We start from the raw sequence: 25645 nt of genomic DNA, 5'->3' as shown, positions 1-25645 counted from the left end.
CTCCACGACCGGCTCGCCGATCACCGGAGGGGGAACACCGCATGGACAGCACGCCCTCGGGCGCGGCGGCCGACGGGCCGGGGCGCCGGGTCACCACCCACGCGCCGGTGATCCTCACGACCGCGGTCCTCGCGACCGCGGTCCTCGGCGTCGGCATCTGCGTGGCCGTTGAACTCGTGGCCCTGGTCGCGGCGTCGGTGGCGATGCCGGGCGCCGAGGCCCGCTGGGGTTTCCGGGCCGCCGAGGTGCGGGAACCGGCCCCCGCGTGAGCGGGCCGCGCACCGCCGCCGTCCGTGTCCCGGCCTGCGCTCAGGAGTCGCCCTGCGCGAGGTACGACTGCCGGGTGCGCTCGGTGTGGTCCCGCATCAACCGGGTGGCGCGCTGCTCGTCGCGGCCGTCGATCGCCCGGATCAGCTCCTCGTGCTCGTCCCAGGAGGTGCCCCCGCGCAGGTGGGCCACCGGCGTGTAGTACCAGCGGACCCGGCGGTCGACCTGGGCGGCGAGTTCGGCGAGGACCGCGTTGCCGGCCAGTTCCATGATCTTGGCGTGGAAGGCGGCGTTCAGGGCGACGGCCCGCGTGACGTCGTGCGCGTCGACGGCGAGCCTGCCCTCCCGCGCGATCTCGTGCAGGGCGTCGATGCCCGCCTTGTCGGCGTTCAGGGCGGCGAGCCGGGCGGCCTCCGCCTCCAGGAGCGAGCGGACCGACAGCAGCTGGTCGGCCTCCGCCTGGGTGGGCTCGTGCACGAACGCGCCCTGCGCGGGCCGCAGGTCCACCCAGCCCTCGGTGTTCAGTCGCTGCAGCGCCTCGCGCACCGGCTGCCGGGAGACGCCGAGCTGACCGGCGAGTTCGCTCTCCACGAGGTGCCGGCCCGGCTCCAGGGCGCGGGTGGTGATCAGCTCCAGCAGTGCCTCGTAGACACGCTCGCGCAGCGGGCCGGGCCGCTCGAGTCTGGGCACGGCTCCCTGCGGCAGTCCCGTCGGCAACATCGCGGCCCCCTCCTGCGGTGCACAGTGGACTGCCCACTATGGATTGTCCTTCGTCTACAGTCTACGGTGCACAAAATCCAGCGGACTCGGGTGCCGGACGCGTCACGCCCGCCACGCGCCCCCCTTCACTCCTCAGGGACACCGCGCTTCCCTCCTCAGGGCACCGCGCTTCCCTCCTCAGGGACACCGCACGACCTGGCCGGCGTACGACAGGTTGCCGCCGAAGCCGAACAGCAGGACCGGGTCGCCACTGCGCACGCTGCCCTGCTCGATCAGCTTGGACAGGGCGAGGGGGATGCTGGCGGCGGAGGTGTTGCCGGATTCGGTGACGTCGCGCGCGACCACGGCGTTCACGGCGCCGATCTTCTGCGCGAGGGGCTCGATGATGCGCAGGTTGGCCTGGTGCAGGACGACCGCGGCGAGGTCGGCGGGGTCGACTCCGGCCTTCTCGCACGCGCTGCGGGCGATCGGCGGCAGCTGGGTGGTGGCCCAGCGGTAGACGCTCTGCCCCTCCTGTGCGAACCGGGGCGGCGTGCCCTCGATCCGTACGGCGTTGCCCATCTCGGGCACCGACCCCCACAGCACCGGTCCGATCCCGGGCTCCTGGCCCGGCGCGCACGCCTCGACCACCGCGGCGCCGGCCCCGTCGCCGACGAGGACGCAGGTGCTGCGGTCACTCCAGTCGGCGACGTCGGACATCTTGTCCGCGCCGATGACCAGGGCCCGGGTGGCGGCGCCGGCCCGGACCGTGTGGTCGGCGGTGGCCAGGGCGTGGGTGAACCCGGCGCACACCACGTTCACGTCCATCGCGGCGGGCTGCGGAATGCCGAGCCGGGCCGCGACCCGGGCGGCGGTGTTCGGGGAGCGGTCGATCGCCGTGGAGGTGGCGACCAGGACCAGGTCGATGTCGGCGGGGGTGAGGCCGGCCGCGGCGAGGGCCTTGGCGGCGGCGTGCGCGGCCAGCTCGTCGACCGGTTCGTCGGGGCCGGCGATGTGCCGGGTGCGGATGCCCACCCGGCTGCGGATCCACTCGTCACTGGTGTCGACCATGCCGGCCAGGTCCTCGTTGGTGAGCACCTTGGCCGGCTGATAGTGACCGATGGCGGCGATGTGCGAGCCGGTCATGTCGGGATCCCCCTCGTTGCCATGGGTAGCGGGATCATCCAGTCTGATCAGTGACCGGCGGGTACGAGGGCACGTAAGGCCACAGGAATCAGGCATCCCAGTTGTCGGCTTCTCTCAGTCCCTCGGAAGCCCGAGCACTCACCCCGCGACCAGCCACGTCACCGTCTCCCCACTTCTCCCCACCGGCCGGCGCGCGGACCCTTGCCGAGCCTCATCCCATACTGTAGACAATATCCATCGAAAGGATCGAGCCGACGGAATTCCGCGGCACCTCCTCCCCACCTCCGCGGTATCCCTCAAACCGAACGGAGTGCCCCCGTGAAAGTCGCAGTCCTCGGCGCCGGTGCGATCGGCGCCTACGTCGGTGCCGCGCTCCACCGCGCCGGTGCCGAAGTCCACCTCGTCGCCCGTGGACCGCATCTCGCGGCCATGAGGCACCACGGAGTACGGGTGTTCAGCCCGCGCGGAGACTTCACCGCGCATCCGAACGCCACCGACGACCCGGCCGAGATCGGCCCGGCCGACGTCGTCTTCCTGGGCCTGAAGGCCAACACGTACGCGGCGTGCGGGCCGCTGATCGAGCCTCTGCTGCACGAGCGCACAGCGGTGGTGGCCGCCCAGAACGGCATCCCCTGGTGGTACTTCCACCGGCACGGCGGCCCCTACGACGGTCATCGCATCGAGAGCGTCGACCCGGGCGGCGCGGTCAGCGCCGTCCTCGCGCCCGAACGGGCCGTCGGCTGCGTCGTCTACGCGGCGACCGAACTCCAGGCGCCGGGCGTCGTACGGCACTTGGAGGGCACCCGGTTCTCGATCGGCGAGCCCGACCGCAGCGTCTCCACGCGCTGCGTGGACTTCAGTGACGCCATGAAGGCCGGTGGCCTGAAGTGCCCGGTGGAGCCGGAGCTGCGCGGCGACATCTGGGTCAAGCTGCTGGGCAACATCTCCTTCAACCCGATCAGCGCGCTGGCCCGCGCCACGATGCGGCAGATGTGCCTGCACGGCGGCACCCGTGAGGTCATCGAGACGATGATGCGCGAGACCCTCGCGGTCGCCGAGGCCCTCGGCTGCGAGGTCGGCGTCTCCGTCGAGAAGCGGCTCGCGGGCGCCGAACGCGTCGGCGACCACCGCACCTCCACGCTCCAGGACCTGGAGCGCGGCAAGCCTATGGAACTCGACGTGCTGCTCGCGGCCGTCGTCGAACTCGCGGAGATCACGGGCGTACCGGTGCCCACCCTGCGCACCGTGCACGCCATCACGGACCTGCTCGCCGTGCGGAGCGCCGCGTGAGGCGGCGGCACCCCACGGCGTAGCCGCCGGGCAGCAGCCGAACGCGACGCGGGCGAGGACCGCGTCACCCCGCGGGCCGCGGCCGTCGGGGTGACCGGTCCCCCGCGGCGCGGCCGCGACCGAGCCGTGGCGGGACCTGCCGGAGGCCGAGCGGGAGGGGCTTTCCGCTCGTCCGCCGAGTCGCTCCCGGTGGGGCGGGTCGGTGAGCCGGCGGATGTGGCGGAGGCGTATCCATACCTGCTGCGCGGCGGCTGCAGCACGGGGTCGGTGGTGGTCGTGGACGGGGGCGGTGTGCTGGTCCGAGGCGGTTCAGCCGATCGCGAGGCGCGCCTCGGCGGCGAAGGACCCGCGGTCAGCGAAGGACACGGTCCTGTGGCTGCCCCTGGACCACGTGGGCGGTCGACGGCGGCGGGGTGTCCCGCGGGTCGCGGGCCCGGCGCTTGGCGATGACCGCGCCCACCATCAGCTGCATCTGGTGGAAGAGCATCAGCGGCAGTACGGCCAGGGAGGCGTGGGCGCCGAAGAGCACGCTCGCCATCGGCAGTCCGGCGGCGAGGGACTTCTTCGACCCGGCGAACTGGATGGCGATCCGGTCCTCCCGGCCGAAGCCGAGCGCCTTGGCGCCGTACCAGGTCAGTGCGAGCATGACGGCCAGCAGCACGGCCTCGACGCCGAGCAGCCCGGCCAGCCGCAGGGGGCTGACCTGGTGCCAGATGCCCCGGGTCACGCCCTCGCTGAACGCGGTGTAGACGACGAGCAGGATCGAGCCTCGGTCGACAAGACCGAGCACCTTCTTGTGCCGGCCGACGAAGCCCTCGATCCAGCGGCGCAGTACCTGTCCGGCGAGGAACGGCACCAGCAGCTGGAGCACGATCTTCACCAGGGAGTCGGCCGAGAACCCGCCGCCGCTGTTGCCGAGCAGCCCGGCCGCCAGCAGCGGGGTGACGACGATCCCGACCAGGGAGGAGAAGGAGCCCGCGCAGATCGCGGCGGGCACGTTGCCCCGGGCGATCGAGGTGAACGCGATGGACGACTGGATGGTGGACGGCACCAGCGTCAGGAACAGCAGCCCCTGGTACAGCGGCTGGTTCAGCAGCACCGGCACCAGGCCGCGGGCGGCCAGTCCCAGGACTGGGAAGACGAGGAAGGTGCAGGCCAGCACGGTGACGTGGAGCCGCCAGTGGCGCACTCCGTCCAGCGCCTCACGGGTGGAGAGCCGGGCGCCGTAGAGGAAGAAGAGGAAGGCGATGGCGGCCGTCGACGCCCCGGAGGCGACGTCCGCGCCGGTGCCCCGGGCAGGCAGGAGTGCCGCGAGTCCCACCGTGGCCAGCAACAGCAGGATGTAGGGGTCGATCGGCATCCAACTCGGCCAGCGCAGGCGTTTCACGGTGCTCCGATTGCTGTTCGTCTCGGTCCTGAGCGGGCCCGGAAGGCCCCTCTCCATCGTCCTCCTCCTCGGGCCGATCGGGAATCCCACATACCACTCTTACTGTCATTGCGTTTCGTGATGAACTGGCTAGGCTGCCGTCATGTACGACCCCACGCAGCTGCGCACGTTCCTCGCGGTGGCCCAGACGCTGAGCTTCACGCAGGCCGCCCGGCGTCTCGGGCTGCGTCAGTCGACGGTCAGCCAGCATGTGCGCCGGCTGGAGGACGCCGCCGGTCGTCAGCTGTTCTCCCGGGACACGCACTCGGTGGAGCTGACCGAGGACGGCGAGGCCATGCTGGGCTTCGCCCGCCGGCTGCTGGAGGTGCACGAGCAGGCCGCCGCGTTCTTCACCGGCACCCGGGTGCGCGGCCGGCTGCGGTTCGGCGCCTCGGAGGACTTCGTGCTGACCCGGCTGCCGGAGATCCTGGAGGGCTTCCGCTACGACCACCCCGAGGTCGATCTGGAGCTGACCGTCGAGCTCTCCGGCACCCTGCACGAGCAACTGGCCACCGGGAAGCTCGACCTGGTGCTGGCCAAGCGACGCCCCGAGGATCCGCGCGGGGCGCTGGTGTGGCGCGACGACCTGGTGTGGATCGGCGCGGAGCGGCTGCGCCTGGACCCCGAGCGGCCCGTCCCGCTGATCGTGTATCCGCCGCCCTCCATCACCCGGGCCCGGGCGATGGAGGCACTGGAGGCGGACGGGCGCGACTGGCGGATCGCGTGCACGAGCGGCAGCCTCAACGGGCTCATCGCCGCCGCGCGTGCGGGGCTCGGCGTGATGGCCCACTCCCGGCGGCTGATCCCGCAGGGTCTGCTCCAGGTACCGGAGCGGGTGGGCCTGCCGGAGCTGGGCAAGGTCGACTTCGTCGTCGTCCACGGGCTCCGCCGGGCGGCCGCGGAGGACGCCGCGAACGCGCTGGCGGCGGCGATCCTGGCGGGCGGCGAGCGGCTGCGGCGCCGCGGCGACTGAGCGGCAGGCCGGCGCGGCGGGCACTGAGCGGCGGGCCGCCGCGCGCCGGCGAAGCGTGCGGCGGCAGGGCGTCCGGGCAGGTCGGCGGGGTGCCTCCATGGCCGCACACGCATCGTCGCACGCGGTAACCGCGTCGTACAGATTCGGTGGAGATTGCGGTATCGGAACTTACTGACCCGTCAGTATTGTGTCCGTCCCTTCCCCATGTGCGGGCATTTTCCGGGACAGGCGCGGGCAGAAGGCGAGCTTTGGCCGGTTTCCGTACCCCTCCCGCCCACGAGGCGGGTGGGGTAGCTTTCACGGCGCTGAGCGGAGCATCACGGCATGACCGAAGAGCGAAGAGCGAGGAGCGGGGAGCGGGGTTTGCGCGAGTTCACCAATCCTCCGACGATGTCGGCACCGCAGGTTGGCGGCCTGGCCGATGTCGTCTTCGACCATGCCCGGACGGACCCCCTGCACGTCGCACTGGGCCGCAAGGACGAGGCCGGACAGTGGCACGACGTGACCTCCGCGGAGTTCCGCGACGAGGTCCTCGCGCTCGCCAAGGGGCTGCTCGCCCGTGGCATCCGCTTCGGCGACCGGGTCGCGATCATGTCCCGCACCCGCTACGAGTGGACCCTGTTCGACTTCGCGCTGTGGACCATCGGCGCCCAGGTGGTGCCGGTCTACCCGACGTCCTCGGCCGAGCAGTGCTTCTGGATGCTCTACGACGCCGAGTGCACCGCGGCGATCGTGGAGCACGAGGACCACGCGATGACCATCGCCACCGTCATCGGCCGCCTGCCGCAACTGCGGCAGCTGTGGCAGCTGGACGAGGGCTGCGTGCAGGAGCTGTACGACGACGGCGCGCACCTGGACGACGAGTTGGTGCACCGGCACCGGCAGGCGGTCACCCCCGACTCGATCGCCACGATCATCTACACCTCGGGCACCACGGGCCGCCCCAAGGGCTGCGTGCTCACGCACGGCAACTTCATGTTCGAGGCGGACACCGTTATCCGGCGGTGGGAGCCGGTGTTCCACTCCAAGAAGGGCGACGAGGCCTCCACGCTGCTCTTCCTGCCGCTGGCCCATGTCTTCGGCCGGATGGTGGAGGTCGCCGCGATCCGCGGCAGGGTGCGCTTCGGGCACCAGCCGCAGCTGCACGCGGCCGCCCTGCTCCCGGACCTGGCCGCGTTCCGCCCGACGTTCGTCCTCGCCGTGCCGTACATCTTCGAGAAGGTGTTCAACGCGGCCCGGCGCAAGGCGGAGAAGGACGGGAAGGCGGGGCCGTTCGAGAAGGCGGTCGACGTCGCCGTGAAGTACGCCGAGGCCGTCGAGGCGAAGGCGTGGGGCATCGGACCGGGGCCGTCCGCGGCCCTCAGGATGCAGCACCAGCTCTTCGACAAGCTCGTGTACGTCAAGGTCCGTGCGGCGATGGGCGGCAGGATCCGCAACGCCATGTCCGGCGGCTCGGGCATGGACCGCCGGCTGGGGCTGTTCTTCGCGGGCGCGGGCGTGCAGATCTACGAGGGCTACGGCCTGACCGAGTCGACGGCCGCGGCCACCGCCAACCCGCCGCACCGCACCCGCTACGGCACCGTCGGCCAGGCCATCCCCGGCATGACCGTGTACATCGCGGAAGACGGGGAGATCTGGCTGCGCGGCGACAACGTCTTCCACGGGTATCTCAACAACCCCAAGGCCACCGACGAGACCCTCCACGACGGCTGGCTCGCCACGGGTGACCTGGGTTCCCTGGACGAGGACGGCTATCTGACGATCACCGGCCGCAAGAAGGAGATCCTGGTGACCTCCGGCGGCAAGAGCGTCTCCCCCGGTGTGCTGGAGGAGCGGGTCCGCGACCATCCGCTGATCAACCAGTGCATCGCCGTCGGCAACGACCGTCCCTACATCGCCGCCCTGGTCACCCTGGACATGGAGGCGGTCGAGCACTGGCTCCAGATGCGCGGCAAGCCGAAGCTGACCGCGGCACAGCTGGTGCGCGACCCGGACCTGGAGACGGAGGTGCGGCGGGCGGTGGTCGCCGCCAACACCCTCGTCTCCCAGGCCGAGTCGATCCGTACCTTCCGCATCCTGGCGCAGCCGTTCACCGAGGAACACGGCCTGCTGACACCGTCGTTGAAGCTGAAGCGGAAGGCGATCGAGAAGGCGTACGAGCGCGAGGTCGAGGCGCTCTACCAGGCCTAGCGGCTCGTCCGCCGGTGGACCGCCGGCCGACGGTCCACCGGCGGACGCCCGGTCAGCCGATGGTCACGCGGAAGATCTTGTCGAGCAGACCGCCCTCGCAGTCGGTGGTGACCGCGTTGGGGACGCTGCCGACCTGGGTCCTGGTGCCGTTCTTGGCCAGCTTGAACACCTTGAAGTTGTCGCGTTCGGTGACCTGGGCGGTGGAGCCGGGACAGGTTCCCGGCGGCGTCACGGGCCACCACGTTCAGGGTGTAGGGGCTGTTGCAGGCGAGGCCCGTGAGCCCGGTGGAGGTGGCGGGCGGGGTGCCGGTGACCGAGTCGTACACCGTGGTGCCGCTGCGGACATCGTAGGCGGTGACCGCCTTGTCGTCCGTGGAGGCGCCCCAGCTCAGCTTGACGCTGTTCGCGGTGACGTTCGAGGACGACAGGGTGCCCGGCGTGGTCGGCGGGGTGGTGTCGGAGCTGGGCGGGGTGGCTCAGCTCAGGTCGGGAGCGTCGAGATTGGATGCGCCGTTCGCCGTGGCCGACGTCACGCTGATGACCTCGGAGCCCGCGACGAGCGGCCCGTGAGCGTCGAAGTGGCCCAAGTGTCCCAGGATCCGGGGAAATTGAAAGCCCTGTCGCCGGATACGACGTTTCCGTCGACGCCGACGTCCATCGGGCGGCCGGTGGACGAGCCGTTCGCGCCATAAGGAATGCAGGACGGCCGGTGATCGTTCACGATAGGAGTACCACCTGTCGACAACCGAAGGATCACGGCCCGTGAGCAGCAAGGTCCCCCCGATCATCCTCAACAACGGCGTCGAGATGCCCCAGCTGGGCTTCGGCGTCTGGCAGGTGCCGGACGACGAGGCCGAGCGGGCCGTCGCCACGGCGCTCCAGGCCGGGTACCGCAGCATCGACACAGCGGCGATCTACCGCAACGAGGAGGGCACCGGCAAGGCGATCAACGCCTCCGGCCTGCCCCGCGAGGAAATCTTCGTCACCACCAAGCTCTGGAACACCGACCAGGGGTACGACTCCACCCTGCGCGCCTTCGACGCGTCGCTGGAGAAGCTGGGTCTCGACTACCTGGACCTGTACCTGATCCACTGGCCGCTGCCGTCGCGGGGCAAGTACGTCGACTCCTACAAGGCGTTCGAGAAGCTGTACTCCGAGGGCCGCGTCAGGGCGATCGGTGTGTCGAACTTCCTTCCCGAGTACCTGGAGCGGCTGATCGAGGAGACCTCGGTCATCCCGGCGGTCAACCAGATCGAGCTCCACCCGCATCTGCAGCAGCGCGCGGCCCGCGCGTTCCAGGCCGACCAGGGCATCCGCACCGAGGCCTGGTCGCCGCTCGGCTCGGGCAAGGGCCTGCTGGACGTGCCGGCGATCGTCGCCATCGGGCAGAAGCACAACCGCACGCCGGCCCAGGTCGTGCTGCGCTGGCACATCCAGCTCGGCAACATCGTGATCCCGAAGTCCGTGACGCCCTCACGGATCAGGGAGAACATCGAGGTGTTCGACTTCAGCCTGGACGACGAGGACCTCGCGGCGATCAGCGCGCTGAACGAGGACCGGCGCCTGGGCCCGGACCCGGCCACGTTCGACGTCGGCTGACGTCTCCGGCACGGACCGACACCTCCGGCGACACGAGGCGGTCGGCCCCGCCACCCGGCCGCACCGACGGCGGGACGGCGGGGCCGACCGCCTGTGTGCGCGAACCGCCGTGCGGGCCGGCCTTCTGTGCCGCCGAACCGGCATGCGGGGCGGCCCAGTCGGGGCGGACGTCCTCGCCGGCCGGTTCAGTCGAGGCACACGTCCGCGTGGAGGACCTCGAACTCCTCCAGACCGACCACGTTCGCATGGGCCTTGGCCGCGCCCTCGTGCCGGGCGGCGGCCTGGCCGGCCCGCGACGCCACCATGGACTCCCGGTCGGCGAACATGGTCCCGGCCTGACCTACGCCCCGCTCCCGGTCGATGAACAGGCCTGCCGCGGCCAGCCCCGGCAGGGTCTCCAGGCGTGGGAGCACGGTCGCCCGGAAGGTGTCGGCGATCAGGTCGGCGTCCCTCGGATCGAACTCGATGCGCGTGACGCGCAGTCCCCCGCCGATGCGTGCCGGCTGGACCGAGTGATGGACCACCGCCTCGAAGTTCTCCACGGTGAGCGTGCCGGCGAACGGCTCCAGCATCTTTGGCCGGTGCTCACGCATCACCTCGTCGCTGTTGCGCCGCGCCGCCTCGGAGTCCCACCAGCTCACCCCGAACAGCTTGCCGAGCTCCCGGTCCACGAAGACACCGGCGCCCCGGTAGCCCGGACGTTCCTCGAGCAGTTCCCGGCCCTGGGTGTTGAGCGCTCTGACGGCCGTGTCGATCTTCGCGGGGTCACCGGTCGCATAGATGGTGCGCACGAACATGACGTTTCGCCTCCCGGCTCGACACGACCAGTCTTGCCCCGGGGGCAGAACACCGCAAAACAGGACCGCCGCCCCGGCCCACCCGAAGGGATGCCCCCGAGTTGCCCTCAGAGGGTTGACGGGGACATGCAGATGAGGCCACCTTGTTGGCACCCGGTAAGGAAACTTTCCTAACAGAAGGGTCCCCCACAGTGCTTCTTCGTTCACTGACCCTCGCCGCGGCCTCAGGGGCCGCCCTGCTCACCGCCGGAATACTCCCCGCCAGCGCCTCGGGGCACACCCGGGCCGACGCCCCGCCGTCGGCCCAGGAGGGCACGGTCAGCGCCTCCGCCCTGCTCGCCAAGGTGACGTCCTGCTCGCAGATATCCAACGGCAAGTACAAGACCGACGACGAGACGTCGGCCACCGTCCCGGTGTGCGGCAAGAACGGCGCGGTCTTCTGGAAGGCCGACATGGACATCGACTGCGACGGCCAGCGCACCACCAACTGCAACGAGAACCGCGACCCCTGGTTCCAGGCCGACACCGCGTTCCACCAGTCGGGCGGCCAGCCGCTCAAGGCCGAGTCCCTGCCGTACGTCGTGGTGCCGAGCTCCAGCAGCATCTGGAACTACTCGGGCGCCGGCATCAAGGGCGGCGGTGTCGTCGCCGTCGTCTACGGCGACAAGGTCGAGTACGCCGTCGTCGGCGACACCGGCCCCACGAAGATCATCGGCGAGGCCTCGTACGCCACCGCCAAGGCCCTCGGCATCGACCCCGACCCGGCGACCGGCGGGGCTGACTCCGGCGTGACCTACATCCTGTTCAAGAACTCCAAGGTCTCCCCCATCGAGAGCCACAGCGCGGCCGTCTCCCTCGGGGACCAGCTGGCCAAGCAGTTCCTGGCCGACAACTGACCTTGTCCGTACGTCAGTTGGGCTGGCCCAGCGGGCGTACGACCACGGTGTTGACGTCGACCCCGGCCGGCTGCCGGATCGCCCAGACCACCGAGTCGGCGATCTGGTCCGCGGTCAGCAGGTGCCCCGGGGGCAGGCTTCCGTAGCTGTCCCAGAACGGGGTCTCCACCCGGCCGGGGGCGACCAGCGTCACGCCGATCCCGAACTCCGTGACCTGGCGACGGGTGTTCTCGGCGAGCCCGGTCACCGCCCACTTGGTGGCGCCGTAGATGTTGCCCGGGGTGTTCACGAACCCGGCGACGCTGCCGAGCAGGACGATCCGGCCCCGGCTCTCCTTCAGCGCGTCGACGGAGGCACGGATGAGCAGGGCGGGGCCGAGGACGTTGGTGAGGACCATCTCGGTCCAGCCCGCCGGATCCCCCTCGGCGACCGAGTCGTGGGTGGCGAAGCCGGCGTTGGCGATCACCGTGTCAAGGCGGCCGTAGGCCTTGAGCGTACGGTCGACCGCGTCCTGGACGTCGCCGAAGTCCGCCGTGCTGCCGACGACCGTCTGCAGCGCGGCCGGATTGCCCAGACCGTCCGCGAAGTCCCGAAGCCGCTGTTCGCCGCGGCCGGTGACGGTGACCCGGTGTCCCGCGTCCAGCAGTTGCCGGGCGACGGCGGCACCGATACCGCTGCCGCCACCGGTGATGAGCGCGACCGGAGCGTCGTTCATGGTGTCCCCCTTGTGTGTCGATGAACGACGCGGAGTCAACCACTTGGAGAAGGCTCCAAGTCAAGCGCCTTCGTGGGGCGGGGCGGTACGGCACCGAGGTGGGAGCCTGTGGTGCCATACCACCTTGGGGGCCGGCCGGAGCGGCGCCCCCCGTGGGCTCTCGTGCGGCGTGCGCTACGCAGGCCGGACCGCGGTGTGCACGGTGTACGCGCCCAGGACGAACACGTCCGGCCGCTGGTGCACGCTCGCCGGGTCGGACGGGTCGAGCAGCCGGTCCAGGGTGGCGCGGTCCTCGGCGTCCAGGTCGTCGCCGACACCTTCGCGGAGACGAGTGAGGGAGGCGACGACGTAGGCGCGGGCCCGGTCGGAGGCCGGGGCGGGGAGGTCGAGCAGGAAGGTGCGGGTGCGGGTGTGCTTCAGACCCGCGGCGGCCAGCAGCGCCGGCCAGTCCTCGGTCACGGCGACGGAGCCGGGCAGGCCGGCCCGCATCCGGGCGAACCACTCGTCCTCCAGCACGTCCAGCCGGGACCGGAGGCCGGGCCGTCCGATGCCGATGTCGCGGGGCAGGAAACGGGTGGGCAGGCCGCCTTCGAGGAGGGCGAGGGTGCCACCGGGAGCCAGCCGGCCGGCGAACGCGGCGATGCCGGCTTGCTGGTCGCCGAGATGGTGCAGGCTGCGGCTGGCCCACAGCAGATCGGCAGGGTAGTCCAACTCGCCGAGAACTCCGGGCAGTTCACCGGCAACGGTGTCGAAGCGGTCCGCCACGCCCTGGCGGGCGGCGCGGGCGCGGGCGCGTTCCAGCAGCGGCACGGCGCTGTCGACGGCCACGACCCGCGCCCCGGGGAAGGTCTCGGCGAACAGGCATGCGACGACCCCGGGCCCGCTGCCCGCGTCCACGATCAGACCGGGCTCGGTCACCTCACGCGCCAGCCAGGCCGCCGCCCGCTCGTACACGGGCCCGAACAGCTCCGCCTGCGCTTCCAGCGTGGGGCCCATCGCGGCCCAGTCGAGGTCGGTGTTCCCGTGCCCGTGCCCCTGTCCATGGCCGTGACCCTGCCCGTGGCCGCTCTGGTGCCCCGGTGCGTGCCCATGGCCGGGATCGTGGTCGCCGCGGGTGTCGCGACGGTCCTGGTGGTCCTCGTGGTCGTGCGCCATGGTCGTCAGCCTCTCGTCCGGAGGGGATCAGCCTGCGACGGCGCACCGGGAGCGGGCCAGTCCTGTTGCCGGTCCGGCAAAAGCGGGGGCGGCGGCGGTGCGGAAGTCGGGACGCCGGACGCGGTGTCGGTCGTCGACGACGGCGCGGTGGACGACGAGTTGACGACCCGGTTGCCGACCGACGGATTCGGGAGGCTCCAGGGTGCGGTCGCGCCGCGCTCCGCCCCCCTTCCTTCCGTGTGCTACGACTCGCCGTGGGCCGGTTTCCTGAAGGCGCGCAGGGTGAAGACGGGGTCTGGGCGGCGGCGGTCCTGGTCGGAGAGGCGGGCCAGGCGGGCGGCGAACTCCTCGGTGCGGGGCTCGCCGGGCGGCAGCACCGTGAACCAGCCGCGCCGGAGGTCGGCGATGGTGGCGCGGGGGCTGCGGCCCTGCCCGACGCCGGCGAAGGAGGCCCGTCCGGCCGGGGTCAGCCCCGCTGCGGCGGCGAGGCCGGTGACGGTGGCGGCGCCGTCGTGGACGGTGCGGCGGGGCCGGGTGGCGAGGACGGTGTCGATGTCGCTGCCGACGTCGTGCGCCTCGGCCTTGTCGACCGTGGTGACGTACACACCGCCGGGCCGCAGCAGGCGCGCGCACTCGCCGATCACGGCCCGCACGTCGGCGGGGTCGGACAGCAGGTGCAGCAGCCAGATGCTGGTGACGGCTTCGAAGGTGGCGTCGGCGAAGGGCAGCCGGCGGCTGTCGGCGCGCAGGATCGCGCCGGGCAGGCGGGCCGCGGCCATCCGGGTCATGGCGGAGGCGAGGTCCGCGCCGGTCACCCGCAGCGCGGGCCGGCCCGCGGCCAGGCGCCGGGTGACGATCCCCGTGCCGCAGGCGGCGTCCAGGAGGCGGCCGGGCCGGTCGGGCAGCAGGCCGAGGACGGCCTCGGCTGCAGCCTCGGCCCGCGGCTCGCCGCCGCGCGACGCGTCGTAGGCGTCGGCTTCCTCGTCGTAGTCGAGCACAGCTGTCAGTGTGCCCCGTGGCCTGGAGCGATGTCCTCCACCCTGCGGGCGAGTTCGAAGTCCTTCCCGGTGACGGCACCGCCCACGCTGTGGGTGTTCACACTGAACCGGACGGAGTGGTAACCGAGCGTGAGGTCGGAGTGGTGGTCCAGCTCGTCCTGGACGGCGGCGATGTGCAGGACCAGCGTGGCCGCCGCGAAGTGCGAGCCGAGCCGGTAGGTCCGGGTGAGGTGGTCCTCCTCGAACGACCAGCCGGGCAGCTCGGCGAGCCGGTCCTCGATCTCCTTCTGCGAGAGCGGTTCGACGGCCATGCCTGTCTCCCTCGGTCCTCTGTGGTCAGCCATGCGTCCAGCCTGCCACGCCCGGCCCCGTACTGAGCGTACGGACCACGCCGCAAGGTCCTCCACCGGCGGCCGTCCGAGCGACTCCTCGACTACGGTCGTACGCATGACCATTGTCGCGTCCGGCCTCGCCGACTCCGCCGCCACCCCCGCCGACAGGACCGACAGGACCGACAGGACCGACAAGGGCGTCGGTCCGCTGCTGCGCTCCTGGCGGGAGCGGCGTCGGGTCTCTCAGCTGGAGCTGGCGCTGCGCGCCGACTCCTCCGCGCGGCACATCAGTTTCATCGAGACCGGCCGCTCGCGGCCCAGCGAGGAGATGGTGCTGCGGCTGGCCGAGCACCTGGACGTGCCCGTGCGCGAGCGCAACGCCCTGCTGCTCGCGGCCGGTTACGCCCCGCGTTATCCGGAGACCCCGCTGGACGACCCGGCGCTGGACGCGCTGCGCGACGGCATGGAGCGCCTCATCCAGGGCTACGAGCCCTACCCGGCGCTGGTCGTCGACGCCACCTACACGGTCGTCGCCGCGAACCGGGGCATCGCGATGCTGCTGGACGGCGTACCGGAGAAGCTGATGACTCCGGCGCCGAACGCGATGCGGCTCACCCTGCACCCGGAGGGTCTCGCCCCGCGCATCCGCAATCTGCCCGAGTGGCGCGGGCATCTGCTGGCCCAGATGGAACGGCAGATCGCGCTGCACCGCTCCGACGACCTGCGCGCCCTGTACGAGGAGGTGTCCGCCTACCCGGTGCCCGAGGGGGCGGAAGACGGTGAACCGGCTGAGCCCGTGCCGTACTTCGCGCTGCCGCTGCGCGTCGAGCACGACGGCCGGATCCTGTCGTTCGTGTCGTCCATCTCCACCTTCAACACACCGATGGACGTGACGGTCGCCGAACTCGCCATCGAGACGTTCCTTCCGGCGGATCCGGCGACCGCCAAGTACCTGCACACCCAAGCTGGTTGACACCCGGTACGGACCGTCGCCCGTCGACCACGTGTGCGAGACGGCGGTCGCGTGGCAGACTGCCCGGGTACGACCGCGCGCAGGGGAGGACGTGGCGTGAGTGAGCGGCGGGCCGCGCCGACCGTGGGCCAGGTGGTGCTCGGCAAGCGGCTGCAGGAACTGCGGGAGGCGGCGGGCCTCAGCCGTGACGAGGCCGCCGGCATCCTCCGGGTCGCGTCGGCGACCGTGCGGCGGATGGAGACGGCCGACGTCGCGCTGAAGATCCCCTACGTGCAGGTGCTGTTGACCGCCTACGGGCTGAGCGAGGAGGACGCCGGCGCGTTCGTGCGGCTGGCCGAGGAGGCGAACCGGCCGGGCTGGTGGCAGCGGTACCACGACGTGCTGCCGGACTGGTTCAGCCTGTACGTGAGCCTGGAGGGCGCCGCCCGCATCATCCGCTCCTACGAGCCGCACTTCGTGCCCGGTCTGCTGCAGACGGAGGCGTACGCGCGCGCCGTGCTGGAGGCCGGGACCATCGGGCAGACCGGGCCTGAGTCGGTCGACCGGCACGTGTCACTGCGCATGGAGCGGCAGCGGCTGCTGGAGCGGGACGACGCGCCGCACCTGTGGGTGATCATGGACGAGACGGCGCTGCGGCGGCCGGTGAGCACTCGCGGCGACGTGATGCGCGAGCAGGTGGACCGGCTGCTGGAGTACGCCGAGCGGGACCGGGTGACCCTTCAGGTCGCCGAGTTCGCGGCCGGCCCGCACCCGGGGACGTACGCGCCGTTCACCCTGTTCCGGTTCTCCGAGCCGGAGTTGCCGGACATGGTGTTCACCGAGTACCTGACCGGCGCCCTGTATCTGGACTCCCGCCAGGAGGTCGCCGCGCACCTGGAGGTGCTGGACCACATGACGGCCCTGGCGGCCTCGGCGCGGCGCACCCAGAAGATCCTGCGGGAGTACCGCGAGAACCTCTGACACCGACCGTGCGACACCCGACTCGTGACACCCCGCGCCGCCTCCCGCGACAGCGGGCGAAACCCCTTGTGACACCAGAGGAGCACACAGCGCATGACCGGTTCCGAGACCGCGCCCAGGACCGTCGACACCAGCAGGCCGCACCCGGCACGCGTGTACGACTGGTTGCTGGGCGGCAAGGACAACTACCCGGTGGACGAGGAACTGGCCCGCCGGATCCTCGCGGTCGACGGCACGGCCGTGCGCGGCGCCAAGGCCAACCGGCGGTTCATGCACCGCGCGGTGCGCACGCTCGCCGAGCAGGGCGTGCGCCAGTTCCTCGACATCGGCACGGGCATCCCGACCGAGCCGAACCTGCACCAGGTCGCGCAGGGCATGGCCCCCGAGTCCCGGGTGGTGTACGCCGACAACGACCCGATCGTGCTGCGGCACGCCCAGGCGCTGCTCAACGGCACCCCCGAAGGCGGCACCGAATACGTGCACGCCGACGTCCGCGACCCGGACACGATCCTGCGGCTGGCCGGCGAGTCCCTGGACCTCGACCAGCCGGTCGCGCTGTCGCTGGTGGCCCTCACGCACTACCTGGACGACGGCGCGTACGACCTGCTCGCCGGGTACGTCGACGCGCTCGCACCGGGCAGTTTCCTGGTGCTCTCCCAGGTCAGCCCGGAGCTGGACCCGGAGGCGATCGAGCGCGTCACGGACTTCTTCAGCAGGAGCGGCACCCCGCTCTTCCCGCGTACGTCCGAGGAGTTCTCGCGGTTCTTCACCGGGATGGAACTGCTGGAGCCGGGGGTGCGTCCGGTCCTGGACTGGCGGCCCGGGGCGGAGGACGAGGCCGCGGCGAAGGAGGGCGCGGTACCGGTGATCGCGGGCGTGGCGCGCAAGGCGTGAACTGAGAGAACGTCACGAAGCATACGGGTGAGCTTGGTTGCTCCGGATCGACCGGAGCGGCCGCGGTACTGGCGGTACCAAGCGGGTCCGGCGAAGTCTGGTGCGGTTCGGCAGCGACCCGAAGGGGCGCGGGGAACCGCACGACCAGTCACGACCGGCCCGCGGATGACGCACCGGATTTCCAGCGGAGCGCTCAGACGGCGCCGCCCCGGGTGCCGGGCTCGTCGTCGACGATCTCCGCGTCGACCACCTGGTCCTCGTCCGGTGCCGTCGACGGTTGCCCGGTGTCCGCCTGCCCCGCGCTCTGCTGCCCGGCCTGGGCGTACATCGCCTGGCCCATCTTCTGGCTGACGGAGGCGAGTTTCTCCGCGCCGGTGCGCAACTCGGATGTTTCGGCGTCCCGTTCCAGCAGTCCCTTCAGTTCTGCCGCGGCCGCCTCGACCTCGGTGCGGACGTCGGCCGGCACCCGGTCCTGGTTGTCGCGCAGGAAGCTCTCCGTCTGGTAGACGAGTTGCTCGGCCTGGTTGCGGGTCTCGGCGCGTTCGCGGTGCTTGCGGTCCTCCTCGGCGTACTGCTCGGCCTCGCGCATCATGCGGTCGATGTCGTCCTTGGGAAGGGCCGAGCCGCCCGTGACGGTCATCTTCTGTTCCCGGCCGGTCGCGAGATCCTTCGCGGAGACATGCATGATCCCGTTCGCGTCGATGTCGAAGGCGACCTCGATCTGCGGGACTCCGCGCGGGGCGGGAGGCAGGCCGGTGAGGTCGAAGACGCCGAGCTTCTTGTTGTAGGCGGCGATCTCGCGTTCGCCCTGGTAGACCTGGATGCCGACCGAGGGCTGGTTGTCGGTGGCGGTGGTGAAGATCTCCGAACGGCGGGTCGGGATCGTGGTGTTGCGCTCGATCAGCCGGGTCATGATGCCGCCCTTGGTCTCGATGCCGAGGGACAGCGGCGTCACGTCGAGGAGCAGGACGTCCTTGACGTCACCGCGCAGCACGCCCGCCTGGAGGGCGGCGCCGACGGCGACGACCTCGTCGGGGTTGACGCCCTTGTGCGGGTCCTTGCCGGTGAGTTCCCTGACCAGGTCGGTGACCGCGGGCATCCGGGTCGAGCCGCCGACCAGGATGACGTGGTCGATCGCGGACAGGTTCACCCCGGCGTCGCGCACGGCCTGGTCGAAGGGGGCGCGGCAGCGGTCGAGCAGGTCGGCGGTCAGCTCCTGGAACTGCGCCCGGGTCAGCTTCTCCTCCAGGTGCAGCGGGCCCGCGGCGGAGGCCGTGATGTAGGGCAGGTTGATGGAGGTCTCCGAGGAGGAGGACAGCTCGATCTTGGCCCTCTCAGCGGCCTCGCGCAGCCTCTGCACCGCCATCTTGTCGCCCGCGAGGTCGATGCCGTTCTGTCCCTTGAACCGTTTGACCAGGTGCTCGACGACCCGCTGGTCCCAGTCGTCGCCACCGAGGCGGGTGTCGCCGTTGGTGGCCTTCACCTCGATGACGCCGTCGCCGATCTCCAGCAGGGACACGTCGAAGGTTCCGCCGCCCAGGTCGAAGACGAGGACGGTCTGCTCCTCGCCGCGGTCCAGACCGTAGGCGAGGGCGGCGGCCGTCGGCTCGTTGATGATCCGCAGCACCTTCAGGCCGGCGATCTCCCCGGCCTCCTTGGTGGCCTGCCGCTGGGCGTCGTCGAAGTACGCCGGCACGGTGATCACGGCGTCCTTGACGTCCTCGCCGAGGTACGCCTCCGCGTCCCGCTTCAGCTTCTGCAGCACCCGTGCCGACAGCTCCTGCGCGCGCAGGCGTGAGCCGTCGATCAAGCCCTGCTCGGGGAAGCGCCAGTCCGCGTCGCCCATGTGCCGTTTCACCGAGCGCGCGGTGCGCTCGACGTTGGTGACGGCCTGCCGCTTGGCGACCTCGCCGACCAGAACCTCTCCGTTCTTCGCGAACGCCACCACGGAGGGGGTCGTGCGCGCGCCCTCCGCGTTGGTGACGACGGTGGGCTCACCGCCCTCCAGAAGGGCCACCACCGAGTTCGTCGTCCCGAGATCGATCCCGACCGCACGTGCCATGGTCCGTCCCCTTCCGCCGGGACCCGCCGCGAGGGCGTGTCCACCAGGAGGCCTGCCGCACTCCCAGCACAGGACGTGCGTCCGTCCTTGTCAATGCGCGGGCGCCCGCTGTCGAGACGCGGGAGCCCCGGAAACAGCGATGCCGCGCCCCGGGCGGGGGCGCGGCACGCGGGAGGCTTGACCGGGCGTACGGGCGTACGGGCGTACGGGCGCCGGATCGGCCCGTGCCCCGGCCGTCAGGCCAGCTCGGCCGTCAGGCCAGCTCGGCCGTCAGCGTGATGGTCGTACCGGCCAGGGCCTGGCTGACCGGGCAGTTCTTCTTGGCGTCCTCGGCCGCGGCCTGGAAGCCGTCGGCGTCCAGGCCCGGCACCTCGCCGCGGACGGTGAGGTGGATGCCGGTGATGCCCTCGCCCGGCTGGAAGTCCACGTCGGCCTTGGTCTCCAGGCGGGTGGGCGGGGTGCCGGCGCCGGCCAGGGCGTGCGAGAGGGCCATGGAGAAGCAGCTGGAGTGGGCGCCGGCGATCAGCTCCTCGGGGCTGGTCTTGCCGTTCGCCTTCTCGGAGCGTGACGCCCACGACACCGGCTGAGAGCCGATACCGGAGGAGTCGAAGTTGACGACGCCGCTGCCCTTGAGCAGGTCGCCTTCCCAGACGGTGTGCGCGGTGCGCGTGGTGGCCACGTTGGTTCCTTTCGCGTGGATGCCGTTTCCGGTTCCTGTGCGCCCATCCGATCACATCTGGGCTCCCCGTACCCGGAACAACGGTCCACGAGGGGTGAACGGCGGCCGGCCGTCAGGCGGCCCGCTCCTGCGCGGTCTCCTCGGTGATCGGCACCTGGGGTCCGTTCGCCTCGCGCAGCCAGCGGCGCAGGACGTGGTGCACCTGCTCGGCGCCGGTCAGCTCCTCCCCCTGCTCGACGGGTGCGGACAGCGTGCGCGGGGAGAGCAGGAACGGGTGGGACTGGGCGCCGCCGAGACCGCCGTGGGAGCCGATCTGCTCCTCGAAGGCGAGGACTTCGCCGTCGGCGGGGTCGTGGGCGGAGTTGACCATGATGTCGGCGGTGCGCGGGAAGGAGTGGGTACGGCGGACGGCGTCGGCGGCTCCGGGGCCGAACCGGGCCAGCGGGCCAGGGTTCTCGTCCAGTTCGGCCAGCGGGATCTCGGTGGAGCCCGGGCCGAGCACCACGCCGTCGTGCTCCTCGCTGCGCACCAGCAGGAAGCCGATGCCGGGGTGGTTGGCGAGGGTGGTGAGCAGAGCGGGGTGGCGGGCGTCGATCTCCTCCTTGCTCATCCGGTGGAGCACGTCCGGGAAGGAGACCAGGCCGAGGTTGCCGGAGGCGAGCACGAGGGGTTGCGAGCCGGGCGCGGACCGGTGACGTTCGCCCTTCTCCTCGACGGGCCGGCCGAGCGCGGCGCGGACGGCGGCGCGGGCCTCGGCACCGCTGCGCGTGAGTTCGGCCCGTCGAGGCACCGGGAGTCCGCAGCCGGCGCGGACGAGGTCGGCGAGGGTGAGGCCGTAGCGGGCGTGGAAGGTCTCGCCGGGGCTCTGGCCGTGGTCGGAGAGGATCACCAGGTGGTAGGGGCGCGGGGCGTGCTCGGCGGCCTTCGCGATGAGGGCGAGGGAACGGTCGAGGCGCTCGAGGACCTTCTCGGCGTCCCTGCTGTGCGGCCCGGAGTGGTGGGCGACCTCGTCGTAGGCGACCAGGTCGGCGTAGATGGCGGTACGGCCGGCGAGCAGGTCGCCCATGACCGCCGCGACGACGACGTCCCGCTCGACGACGGTGGCGAAGGCGCGCACGAAGGGGTAGAGGCCGCCGCGGCTCACCCGGGGGCGCTGTTTCCTCATCCGGGCACGGGTGGACTGGCCGATCTCGCGGGCGACCTCGGCGACGAACGACAGGGCGGTGCGGACCGCGTTGGCGGGGTCGCAGAAGTAGGCGAAGTAGCCGGCGCGGGAACGGTTCTCGCGGCCGCGCCGACGGGCGGCGATGGACAGCACGAGGGCCTGTTCACCGGCGCCGCCGCTGAACAGGTTGCCGCGGCTGGCGCCGTCGACGGTGAGCAGTCCCCCGTCGCCGGTGTGCGCGATGGCGCGGCGCTGCAGTTCGGCGGCGCTCGTCGGGCGGTTGGACACCATCACCTCGCCGCGCTCCTTCTCGTACCAGCGGAACGCCGGCACGTCGAAGGTGCTGCCGTGCAGGATGCCCAGCTGGCTGGCGCCGGTCTGGCTGGACCAGTCGGTGCGCCACGGGGTGAGCCGGTGGGTGGGCTCCGCCCCGTCCCGCGTCGACAGCAGGCGGGCGACGGTCGGCATGAGGCCCTTGCGGACGGCGGCGGTGAGCACGTCGTGGCCGACGCCGTCCAGTTGGACGCAGACCGTGCCGGGCGTCACCGGGCAGGCCGGGGTCGATCTGCGACGGCGGTCGGCGAGGCGCAGCAGGCGTCGGCGGTAGGCGTCGTCGTCGCGTACGGTGAGCGCCGCGCCGGTCGCGGAGGCGACCGCGGACATCACGGCGGCGACGATGACGGCGGTCTCCGGGGCCGCTTCGCCCCTGCCGGAGGGGTTGACGCGCAGGGCGAGCAGCAGCAGGGAGCCGTTGAGGAAGAAGACCAGCAGGCCGAGCACGAAGGCGGGGACGAGCAGCAGCAGCCGGACCAGCAGCGGCCAGACCACGGCCGACAGGACACCGAAGGCACCGGCTCCGCACGCGGCCGTGATGGCTATGTGGGTGGCGCTGTCACCGTCGGCGGACTGGAGCTGGAAGTCCGGCAGGAGACCCGCGAGTACGAGCATGGTGACCGTGGAGACCGCCCACACCGTGGCGCTCCGCCCGATCTGACTGGCAACCCGCCGCCACCGCACGCCTCGTACACCTCACGTCCCGGCCTCCCGCACCCTTCGGGCGGGGCCCTGTCTCGCCACGCTCGCCGCAGAGCCTTGCTCCACCTTGTCATACCGCGCGGTCCCATCGGGTGGGCGAACCCTCGCCGAAGGACCGGCCGGGCGGTCGCGGGGAGGAACGGCAGCCGTCAGCGGCCGTCGTAGCCGGCCGTCGGCATGGACAGCCGGCGGTGCACGCGGGCCTTCATCTGCGCGTCGTAGGACGGCTCGGTGTGCCCCACCGTCTCCACCCGCACCCCGCGCCGCTCGCACTCGGCGGTGAACTCCTCCACCGAGGACAGCGCACGCTCCAGCACCCGCCGGCTGGGGGCGACGAACACGTCGACACCGGGCCGGACTCCGTCCCACAGGGCGCAATGGTCGTAACGCAGGCCGCCCACGAGGAGTTCCCGGGCGACGACGTAGCCGCGTTCCGCGGCCCATCGCGCGCACATCGCGTGCTGGCTGCGGGAGTCCACCAGGAAGGGGTCGGCGTCGAGTTCCTCGAGCGGTGTCAGGCTCGCGATGGCGGTGACCCGCACCGGCGGGCGCCCGCCGGAGGCACTCCGCAGCTGTCCCATGGAGTCCCCCTCACCTCCGGATTTCCCCGCCGACCCTACTCCTGCCCGTAGGCTTCGGGGGAGTCGCGCGGAGGAGGCGAAGAAGGTGCCGGTGGAGATCACCTGGTGGGGTCACGCCACCTGCACGGTCGTGGACTCGGACATACGGGTGCTCACCGACCCGCTGTTCGCCCGTCGGCTGGCGCATCTGCGGCGCCGCCGGGGCGCCGTGCCGCCCACCGCGGCCCACCGCGCGGACGTGGCACTCGTCTCGCATCTGCACGCCGACCATCTTCACCTCCCCTCACTGGCCGCCCTCGCCCCGGGCACGCGCCTGCTCGTGCCCCGGGGCGCGCCCCGTGCGGTACCCGGGCTGCGCCGGCTGCGGGACCTGCGGATCACCGAGGTGGCCCCCGGGGACGAGGTGACGGTCGGGGACGTACGGGTCCGGGTGGTGTCCGCGCTGCACGACGGCCGCCGGCTGCCGGTCGGACCGCACCGCTCCCCCGCGCTCGGGTACGTCGTCGAGGGCGAGGCACGGACCTATTTCGCCGGGGACACGGGCCTGTTCGACGGCATGGCCGAGGAGGTCGGGCCGGTGGATGTGGCGTTGCTGCCGGTGGGCGGCTGGGGGCCGTATCTCGGGGAGGGACATCTGGACGCCGGACGGGCGGCGCGGGCACTGGCCCGGCTGGCGCCGCGCAGCGCGGTGCCGGTGCACTACGGAACGTACTGGCCGATCGGCCTCGACGCGGTCCGGCCGCACGAGTTCCATGCGCCGGGGGACGAGTTCGTACGCCTGGCGGCCGAGACGGCGCCGCAGGTGGCGGTGCACAAGCTGGGGCACGGACAGAGCGTGCGGCTGGAGGTCGCGCGGTGAACTGGCTGCCCGCCGCCGTCACCCTCGCCGCCGCGTCGGCGCGGAGCGTGCCGCCGGAGTCGACACAACAGGCGGTCGGCTACCCGTCGTTGTTCCTGCTCGTGCTGATCGGGGCACTGGTGCCGGTGGTGCCGACCGGGGCGCTGGTGAGTTCGGCGGCGGTGGTGGCGTTCCATCAGACGACGCCGTTCTCACTGGCGCTGGTGTTCGTGACGGCGTCGCTCGCGGCCTTCCTCGGGGACGCGACCCTGTACTGGCTGGGCCGGCGCGGGATGCGGTCGAGGAACGGCTCGCGCTGGCTGGAGGCGATCCGGGCGCGGGCGCCGGAGGAGCGGCTGGCGCAGTCGCAGGAGAAGCTGGCCGAGCACGGTGTCACCGTGCTGGTGCTGTCCCGGCTGGTGCCCGCGGGACGGCTGCCGGTGATGCTGGCCTGTCTGGTGGCCGACTGGCCCCTGCGCAGGTTCAGCCGCGGAAACCTGCCGGCCTGCCTGGCCTGGGCGTTGACGTACCAGGTCATCGGCATCCTGGGCGGCTCGTTGTTCCAGGAGCCGTGGGAGGGCGTGGTGGCGGCGGTCGCGCTGACGGTGGCCATCAGCGTGGTGCCGGGGGTGGTGCGGCGGGTTTCGCGGTAGGGCCGGTGGAGGCGTCGGCTTCGGGGCGTGGGAGTGGTGGCGCTGTGAGCAGGGCGCGCAGCCGGGGTGCGCGGTCGGGGTGCGCCTGCCTCGGGCCGCGGGCACGGTCGCGCCGTGCGGGAGTACGTCGGCTTCGGACCGCGGGCGCAGCCCTGTGTCGCCGGAAGCGCCCCGTGCCGTCGGCGGACAGCGTGAAGTCGAACGCGTCGAAGACGATCCCGAAGTGACGCAGGTACGCGAACAGTGCGCGCTCGACATCCAAAGGCGCCTGGACCGGCATATAGGTGTGCGTGCGGTAGTCGGTGCGCCGGTCGAGCAGCCCCGAGTCGATCCGCACCGCCTGTGACCCGCAGGCGGGGCTGTTCGCTGACGGATCACCGCGCGACGAGCCGTACGAGCTCCATGAGCGAGTCGATCCGGTGGTCGGCCGCTGCGACGACCTCGGGGTCGTCCGCCCACAGGTAGCCCCATGGGCCGCGCCGCAGGTGTGCTGTCCGCAGTCCGGCCGCTCGCGCGGGCAGTGTGTCGCTCTGCGGGTGATCGCCCACGTACAGAATCTCTTCGGCCGGCACACCGGCCTCGACGACGAGCCGCTCGAAGAACGCCGGCGACGGCTTGGCGACGCCCCACTCGCCGGATGTGGCAACCAGGTCTGCGGGGAGTTCGAGCGCGCGGAGCAGTGCGGCCGCCTTCACTGTCTGGTTCCCCGCGATGACGACGCGCGCTCCGGCATCGCGCAGGGCGGACAGCGCCGGCCGGACGTCTTCGTACACGTCCCTCTCGTCGAGGTACTCGCCGCGTCCGGCGTCCTCACGGGCCTGGTAGGCGGCGTGGACGTCGATGCCGGGTCGGATCAGTTGCAGCGCGTCGGCGTTGTCCTGGCCACGGGCGACGACGGCGCCGACGAGCGCGGACACGGTATGACGTGGGAGGTGCAGCCAGTCGGCCCACGCCGCCCAGTAGCGGTCATCCCGTACGAGGGTCTCGCCTACGTCGAATGCGAAGGTACGGATCATCCAGCGACCCTATCCACGTGTGGTTGTGGTCGCCCGTAGGAACGACGCATACGTTCTGCGTGGTCACGCAGGTCCTCGACGAGATCATGTTCGTCGTCATGGCAGGGCGGCCAGTACACATCCCGCGGGCCGGCCTGCGTTTCGAGTCAGGAGCTGAGGGCGACGGCCGGGCCGCCGGTCTCGAAATGTACGTCACATGACGGATGTCACCGTAAAAGCGCTCTTCATAGGGTTCACGGCGTGCCATACCGATCAAAGTCGGCCGTGCGCGGCTGAGCCCGCCGACCGAGCCGAACTCCTGACGGC

General features: G+C 71.8%; 27 protein-coding genes and 1 pseudogene. 12 read left to right on the top strand and 16 right to left on the bottom strand.

From position 1 onward, the window contains the following. The first annotated feature begins 41 nt into the window (after nucleotides 1–41). On the top strand, nucleotides 42–269 hold the full coding sequence (locus ACWD5D_RS03005) for a hypothetical protein (RefSeq protein ID WP_451371000.1): 228 nt from the start codon (nucleotides 42–44) through the stop codon (nucleotides 267–269). Between the two features lie 40 nt (nucleotides 270–309). Here ACWD5D_RS03005 and ACWD5D_RS03000 read toward each other — a convergent pair whose 3' ends face one another. Beyond that, on the bottom strand, nucleotides 310–987 hold the full coding sequence (locus ACWD5D_RS03000) for a GntR family transcriptional regulator (RefSeq protein WP_451370999.1): 678 nt from the start codon (nucleotides 985–987) through the stop codon (nucleotides 310–312). A gap of 177 nt (nucleotides 988–1164) precedes the next feature. Continuing rightward, complete coding sequence (locus tag ACWD5D_RS02995) at nucleotides 1165–2112, bottom strand: beta-ketoacyl-ACP synthase III (protein ID WP_451370998.1); 948 nt, start codon at nucleotides 2110–2112, stop codon at nucleotides 1165–1167. 318 nt (nucleotides 2113–2430) lie between these two features. On the opposite strand from ACWD5D_RS02995, the gene ACWD5D_RS02990 reads away from it, so the two are divergent. Further along, the gene (locus tag ACWD5D_RS02990; RefSeq protein ID WP_451370997.1) at nucleotides 2431–3402 is read left to right on the top strand and encodes a 2-dehydropantoate 2-reductase; all 972 of its coding nucleotides are present in this window, start codon (nucleotides 2431–2433) and stop codon (nucleotides 3400–3402) included. 352 nt (nucleotides 3403–3754) lie between these two features. Here ACWD5D_RS02990 and ACWD5D_RS02985 read toward each other — a convergent pair whose 3' ends face one another. After that, on the bottom strand, nucleotides 3755–4846 hold the full coding sequence (locus ACWD5D_RS02985; protein ID WP_451370996.1) for a bile acid:sodium symporter family protein: 1092 nt from the start codon (nucleotides 4844–4846) through the stop codon (nucleotides 3755–3757). Nucleotides 4847–4931: 85 nt separating this feature from the next. On the opposite strand from ACWD5D_RS02985, the gene ACWD5D_RS02980 reads away from it, so the two are divergent. Together ACWD5D_RS02980 and ACWD5D_RS02975 are read left to right on the top strand one after the other, a co-directional pair. Continuing rightward, entirely contained in the window at nucleotides 4932–5801 is an 870-nt protein-coding gene (locus tag ACWD5D_RS02980; RefSeq protein ID WP_451370995.1) for a LysR substrate-binding domain-containing protein, read from the top strand. Nucleotides 5802–6164: 363 nt separating this feature from the next. Further along, the gene (locus ACWD5D_RS02975) at nucleotides 6165–7991 is read left to right on the top strand and encodes an AMP-dependent synthetase/ligase (RefSeq protein ID WP_451371025.1); all 1827 of its coding nucleotides are present in this window, start codon (nucleotides 6165–6167) and stop codon (nucleotides 7989–7991) included. Nucleotides 7992–8043: 52 nt separating this feature from the next. On the opposite strand, the gene ACWD5D_RS02970 is transcribed toward ACWD5D_RS02975, so the two are convergent. Then, nucleotides 8044–8223: a hypothetical protein gene (locus tag ACWD5D_RS02970; RefSeq protein ID WP_451370994.1), complete on the bottom strand. Its 180-nt coding sequence runs from the start codon at nucleotides 8221–8223 to the stop codon at nucleotides 8044–8046. 40 nt (nucleotides 8224–8263) lie between these two features. Beyond that, a pseudogene (locus ACWD5D_RS02965) lies at nucleotides 8264–8383 on the bottom strand (hypothetical protein); the annotation flags it as partial. On the opposite strand from ACWD5D_RS02965, the gene ACWD5D_RS02960 reads away from it, so the two are divergent. After that, entirely contained in the window at nucleotides 8346–8561 is a 216-nt protein-coding gene (locus ACWD5D_RS02960; RefSeq protein ID WP_451370993.1) for a hypothetical protein, read from the top strand. The pseudogene ACWD5D_RS02965 and the gene ACWD5D_RS02960 overlap by 38 nt on opposite strands. A 192-nt stretch (nucleotides 8562–8753) precedes the next feature. Next, nucleotides 8754–9590 carry an aldo/keto reductase gene (locus ACWD5D_RS02955; protein ID WP_451370992.1) on the top strand — a complete coding sequence of 279 codons (837 nt, stop codon included), beginning with the start codon at nucleotides 8754–8756 and terminating at the stop codon, nucleotides 9588–9590. Between the two features lie 185 nt (nucleotides 9591–9775). On the opposite strand, the gene ACWD5D_RS02950 is transcribed toward ACWD5D_RS02955, so the two are convergent. Then, entirely contained in the window at nucleotides 9776–10387 is a 612-nt protein-coding gene (locus ACWD5D_RS02950; RefSeq protein WP_451370991.1) for a hypothetical protein, read from the bottom strand. A gap of 191 nt (nucleotides 10388–10578) precedes the next feature. Between ACWD5D_RS02950 and ACWD5D_RS02945 the strand changes: the two genes are divergently transcribed. Beyond that, nucleotides 10579–11283: a glycoside hydrolase family 75 protein gene (locus ACWD5D_RS02945; RefSeq protein WP_451370990.1), complete on the top strand. Its 705-nt coding sequence runs from the start codon at nucleotides 10579–10581 to the stop codon at nucleotides 11281–11283. A 13-nt stretch (nucleotides 11284–11296) separates the two neighbouring features. Here ACWD5D_RS02945 and ACWD5D_RS02940 read toward each other — a convergent pair whose 3' ends face one another. The 4 genes from ACWD5D_RS02940 to ACWD5D_RS02925 form a co-directional block, all read right to left on the bottom strand. Continuing rightward, the gene (locus ACWD5D_RS02940; RefSeq protein ID WP_451370989.1) at nucleotides 11297–11998 is read right to left on the bottom strand and encodes an SDR family oxidoreductase; all 702 of its coding nucleotides are present in this window, start codon (nucleotides 11996–11998) and stop codon (nucleotides 11297–11299) included. Nucleotides 11999–12172: 174 nt separating this feature from the next. After that, nucleotides 12173–13153: a class I SAM-dependent methyltransferase gene (locus ACWD5D_RS02935; RefSeq protein ID WP_451370988.1), complete on the bottom strand. Its 981-nt coding sequence runs from the start codon at nucleotides 13151–13153 to the stop codon at nucleotides 12173–12175. Between the two features lie 242 nt (nucleotides 13154–13395). Continuing rightward, entirely contained in the window at nucleotides 13396–14151 is a 756-nt protein-coding gene (locus tag ACWD5D_RS02930) for a class I SAM-dependent methyltransferase (RefSeq protein ID WP_451370987.1), read from the bottom strand. Nucleotides 14152–14156: 5 nt separating this feature from the next. Next, entirely contained in the window at nucleotides 14157–14462 is a 306-nt protein-coding gene (locus tag ACWD5D_RS02925; protein WP_451370986.1) for a 4a-hydroxytetrahydrobiopterin dehydratase, read from the bottom strand. A gap of 136 nt (nucleotides 14463–14598) precedes the next feature. On the opposite strand from ACWD5D_RS02925, the gene ACWD5D_RS02920 reads away from it, so the two are divergent. The 3 genes from ACWD5D_RS02920 to ACWD5D_RS02910 all read left to right on the top strand — a co-directional run bounded on the left by ACWD5D_RS02920 (nucleotide 14599) and on the right by ACWD5D_RS02910 (nucleotide 17310). Then, a complete protein-coding gene (locus tag ACWD5D_RS02920) occupies nucleotides 14599–15456 on the top strand; it encodes a helix-turn-helix domain-containing protein (RefSeq protein ID WP_451370985.1) in 858 nt (285 codons plus the stop codon). Between the two features lie 96 nt (nucleotides 15457–15552). Next, nucleotides 15553–16416 (top strand): helix-turn-helix domain-containing protein, encoded by an 864-nt coding sequence (locus ACWD5D_RS02915; protein ID WP_451370984.1) that lies wholly within the window; start codon nucleotides 15553–15555, stop codon nucleotides 16414–16416. Between the two features lie 93 nt (nucleotides 16417–16509). Beyond that, nucleotides 16510–17310, top strand: coding sequence for an SAM-dependent methyltransferase (locus tag ACWD5D_RS02910; protein WP_451370983.1), 801 nt, complete (start codon nucleotides 16510–16512; stop codon nucleotides 17308–17310). A 193-nt stretch (nucleotides 17311–17503) separates the two neighbouring features. Here the strand turns inward: ACWD5D_RS02910 and dnaK are convergent, their stop codons facing one another. From dnaK to ACWD5D_RS02890, 4 genes are all read right to left on the bottom strand, one after another. Beyond that, nucleotides 17504–19372: a molecular chaperone DnaK gene (gene dnaK, locus ACWD5D_RS02905; protein WP_451370982.1), complete on the bottom strand. Its 1869-nt coding sequence runs from the start codon at nucleotides 19370–19372 to the stop codon at nucleotides 17504–17506. Between the two features lie 253 nt (nucleotides 19373–19625). Then, on the bottom strand, nucleotides 19626–20051 hold the full coding sequence (locus ACWD5D_RS02900) for an OsmC family protein (RefSeq protein WP_451370981.1): 426 nt from the start codon (nucleotides 20049–20051) through the stop codon (nucleotides 19626–19628). 112 nt (nucleotides 20052–20163) lie between these two features. Continuing rightward, nucleotides 20164–22233 (bottom strand): phage holin family protein, encoded by a 2070-nt coding sequence (locus tag ACWD5D_RS02895; protein ID WP_451370980.1) that lies wholly within the window; start codon nucleotides 22231–22233, stop codon nucleotides 20164–20166. Between the two features lie 167 nt (nucleotides 22234–22400). Further along, a complete protein-coding gene (locus ACWD5D_RS02890) occupies nucleotides 22401–22832 on the bottom strand; it encodes a hypothetical protein (protein ID WP_451370979.1) in 432 nt (143 codons plus the stop codon). Nucleotides 22833–22917: 85 nt separating this feature from the next. Here ACWD5D_RS02890 and ACWD5D_RS02885 point away from each other — a divergent pair, with 85 nt between their 5' ends. Together ACWD5D_RS02885 and ACWD5D_RS02880 are read left to right on the top strand one after the other, a co-directional pair. Further along, the gene (locus ACWD5D_RS02885) at nucleotides 22918–23691 is read left to right on the top strand and encodes an MBL fold metallo-hydrolase (RefSeq protein ID WP_451370978.1); all 774 of its coding nucleotides are present in this window, start codon (nucleotides 22918–22920) and stop codon (nucleotides 23689–23691) included. Then, entirely contained in the window at nucleotides 23688–24323 is a 636-nt protein-coding gene (locus ACWD5D_RS02880; RefSeq protein WP_451370977.1) for a DedA family protein, read from the top strand. Before ACWD5D_RS02885 ends, ACWD5D_RS02880 begins: the two co-directional genes overlap by 4 nt. Here ACWD5D_RS02880 and ACWD5D_RS02875 read toward each other — a convergent pair. After that, nucleotides 24283–24660, bottom strand: coding sequence for a hypothetical protein (locus tag ACWD5D_RS02875; RefSeq protein WP_451370976.1), 378 nt, complete (start codon nucleotides 24658–24660; stop codon nucleotides 24283–24285). The two genes, ACWD5D_RS02880 and ACWD5D_RS02875, sit on opposite strands and share 41 nt — an antisense overlap. Before the next feature lie 37 nt (nucleotides 24661–24697). Continuing rightward, entirely contained in the window at nucleotides 24698–25339 is a 642-nt protein-coding gene (locus ACWD5D_RS02870; protein WP_451370975.1) for an HAD family hydrolase, read from the bottom strand. Nucleotides 25340–25645: the final 306 nt, after the last annotated feature.

This window comes from Streptomyces sp. NPDC002520 (assembly GCF_053595235.1).
Note: the sequence above shows the minus strand (reverse complement) of the source record. Positions and strands in the feature narration are given on the sequence as shown.

Bases quoted from the DNA above. Each gene is read 5' to 3' on its own strand.
- ACWD5D_RS03005 (WP_451371000.1), top strand. From the start codon at position 42: ATGGACAGCACGCCCTCGGGCGCGGCGGCCGACGGGCCGGGGCGCCGG.
- dnaK (WP_451370982.1), bottom strand. From the start codon at position 19,372: ATGGCACGTGCGGTCGGGATCGATCTCGGGACGACGAACTCGGTGGTG.
- ACWD5D_RS02870 (WP_451370975.1), bottom strand. From the start codon at position 25,339: ATGATCCGTACCTTCGCATTCGACGTAGGCGAGACCCTCGTACGGGAT.
- ACWD5D_RS02935 (WP_451370988.1), bottom strand. From the start codon at position 13,153: ATGGCGCACGACCACGAGGACCACCAGGACCGTCGCGACACCCGCGGC.
- ACWD5D_RS02925 (WP_451370986.1), bottom strand. From the start codon at position 14,462: ATGGCCGTCGAACCGCTCTCGCAGAAGGAGATCGAGGACCGGCTCGCC.
- ACWD5D_RS02985 (WP_451370996.1), bottom strand. From the start codon at position 4,846: ATGGAGAGGGGCCTTCCGGGCCCGCTCAGGACCGAGACGAACAGCAAT.
- ACWD5D_RS02940 (WP_451370989.1), bottom strand. From the start codon at position 11,998: ATGAACGACGCTCCGGTCGCGCTCATCACCGGTGGCGGCAGCGGTATC.
- ACWD5D_RS02995 (WP_451370998.1), bottom strand. From the start codon at position 2,112: ATGACCGGCTCGCACATCGCCGCCATCGGTCACTATCAGCCGGCCAAG.
- ACWD5D_RS02910 (WP_451370983.1), top strand. From the start codon at position 16,510: ATGACCGGTTCCGAGACCGCGCCCAGGACCGTCGACACCAGCAGGCCG.
- ACWD5D_RS02920 (WP_451370985.1), top strand. From the start codon at position 14,599: ATGACCATTGTCGCGTCCGGCCTCGCCGACTCCGCCGCCACCCCCGCC.
- ACWD5D_RS02950 (WP_451370991.1), bottom strand. From the start codon at position 10,387: ATGTTCGTGCGCACCATCTATGCGACCGGTGACCCCGCGAAGATCGAC.
- ACWD5D_RS03000 (WP_451370999.1), bottom strand. From the start codon at position 987: ATGTTGCCGACGGGACTGCCGCAGGGAGCCGTGCCCAGACTCGAGCGG.
- ACWD5D_RS02980 (WP_451370995.1), top strand. From the start codon at position 4,932: ATGTACGACCCCACGCAGCTGCGCACGTTCCTCGCGGTGGCCCAGACG.
- ACWD5D_RS02890 (WP_451370979.1), bottom strand. From the start codon at position 22,832: ATGGGACAGCTGCGGAGTGCCTCCGGCGGGCGCCCGCCGGTGCGGGTC.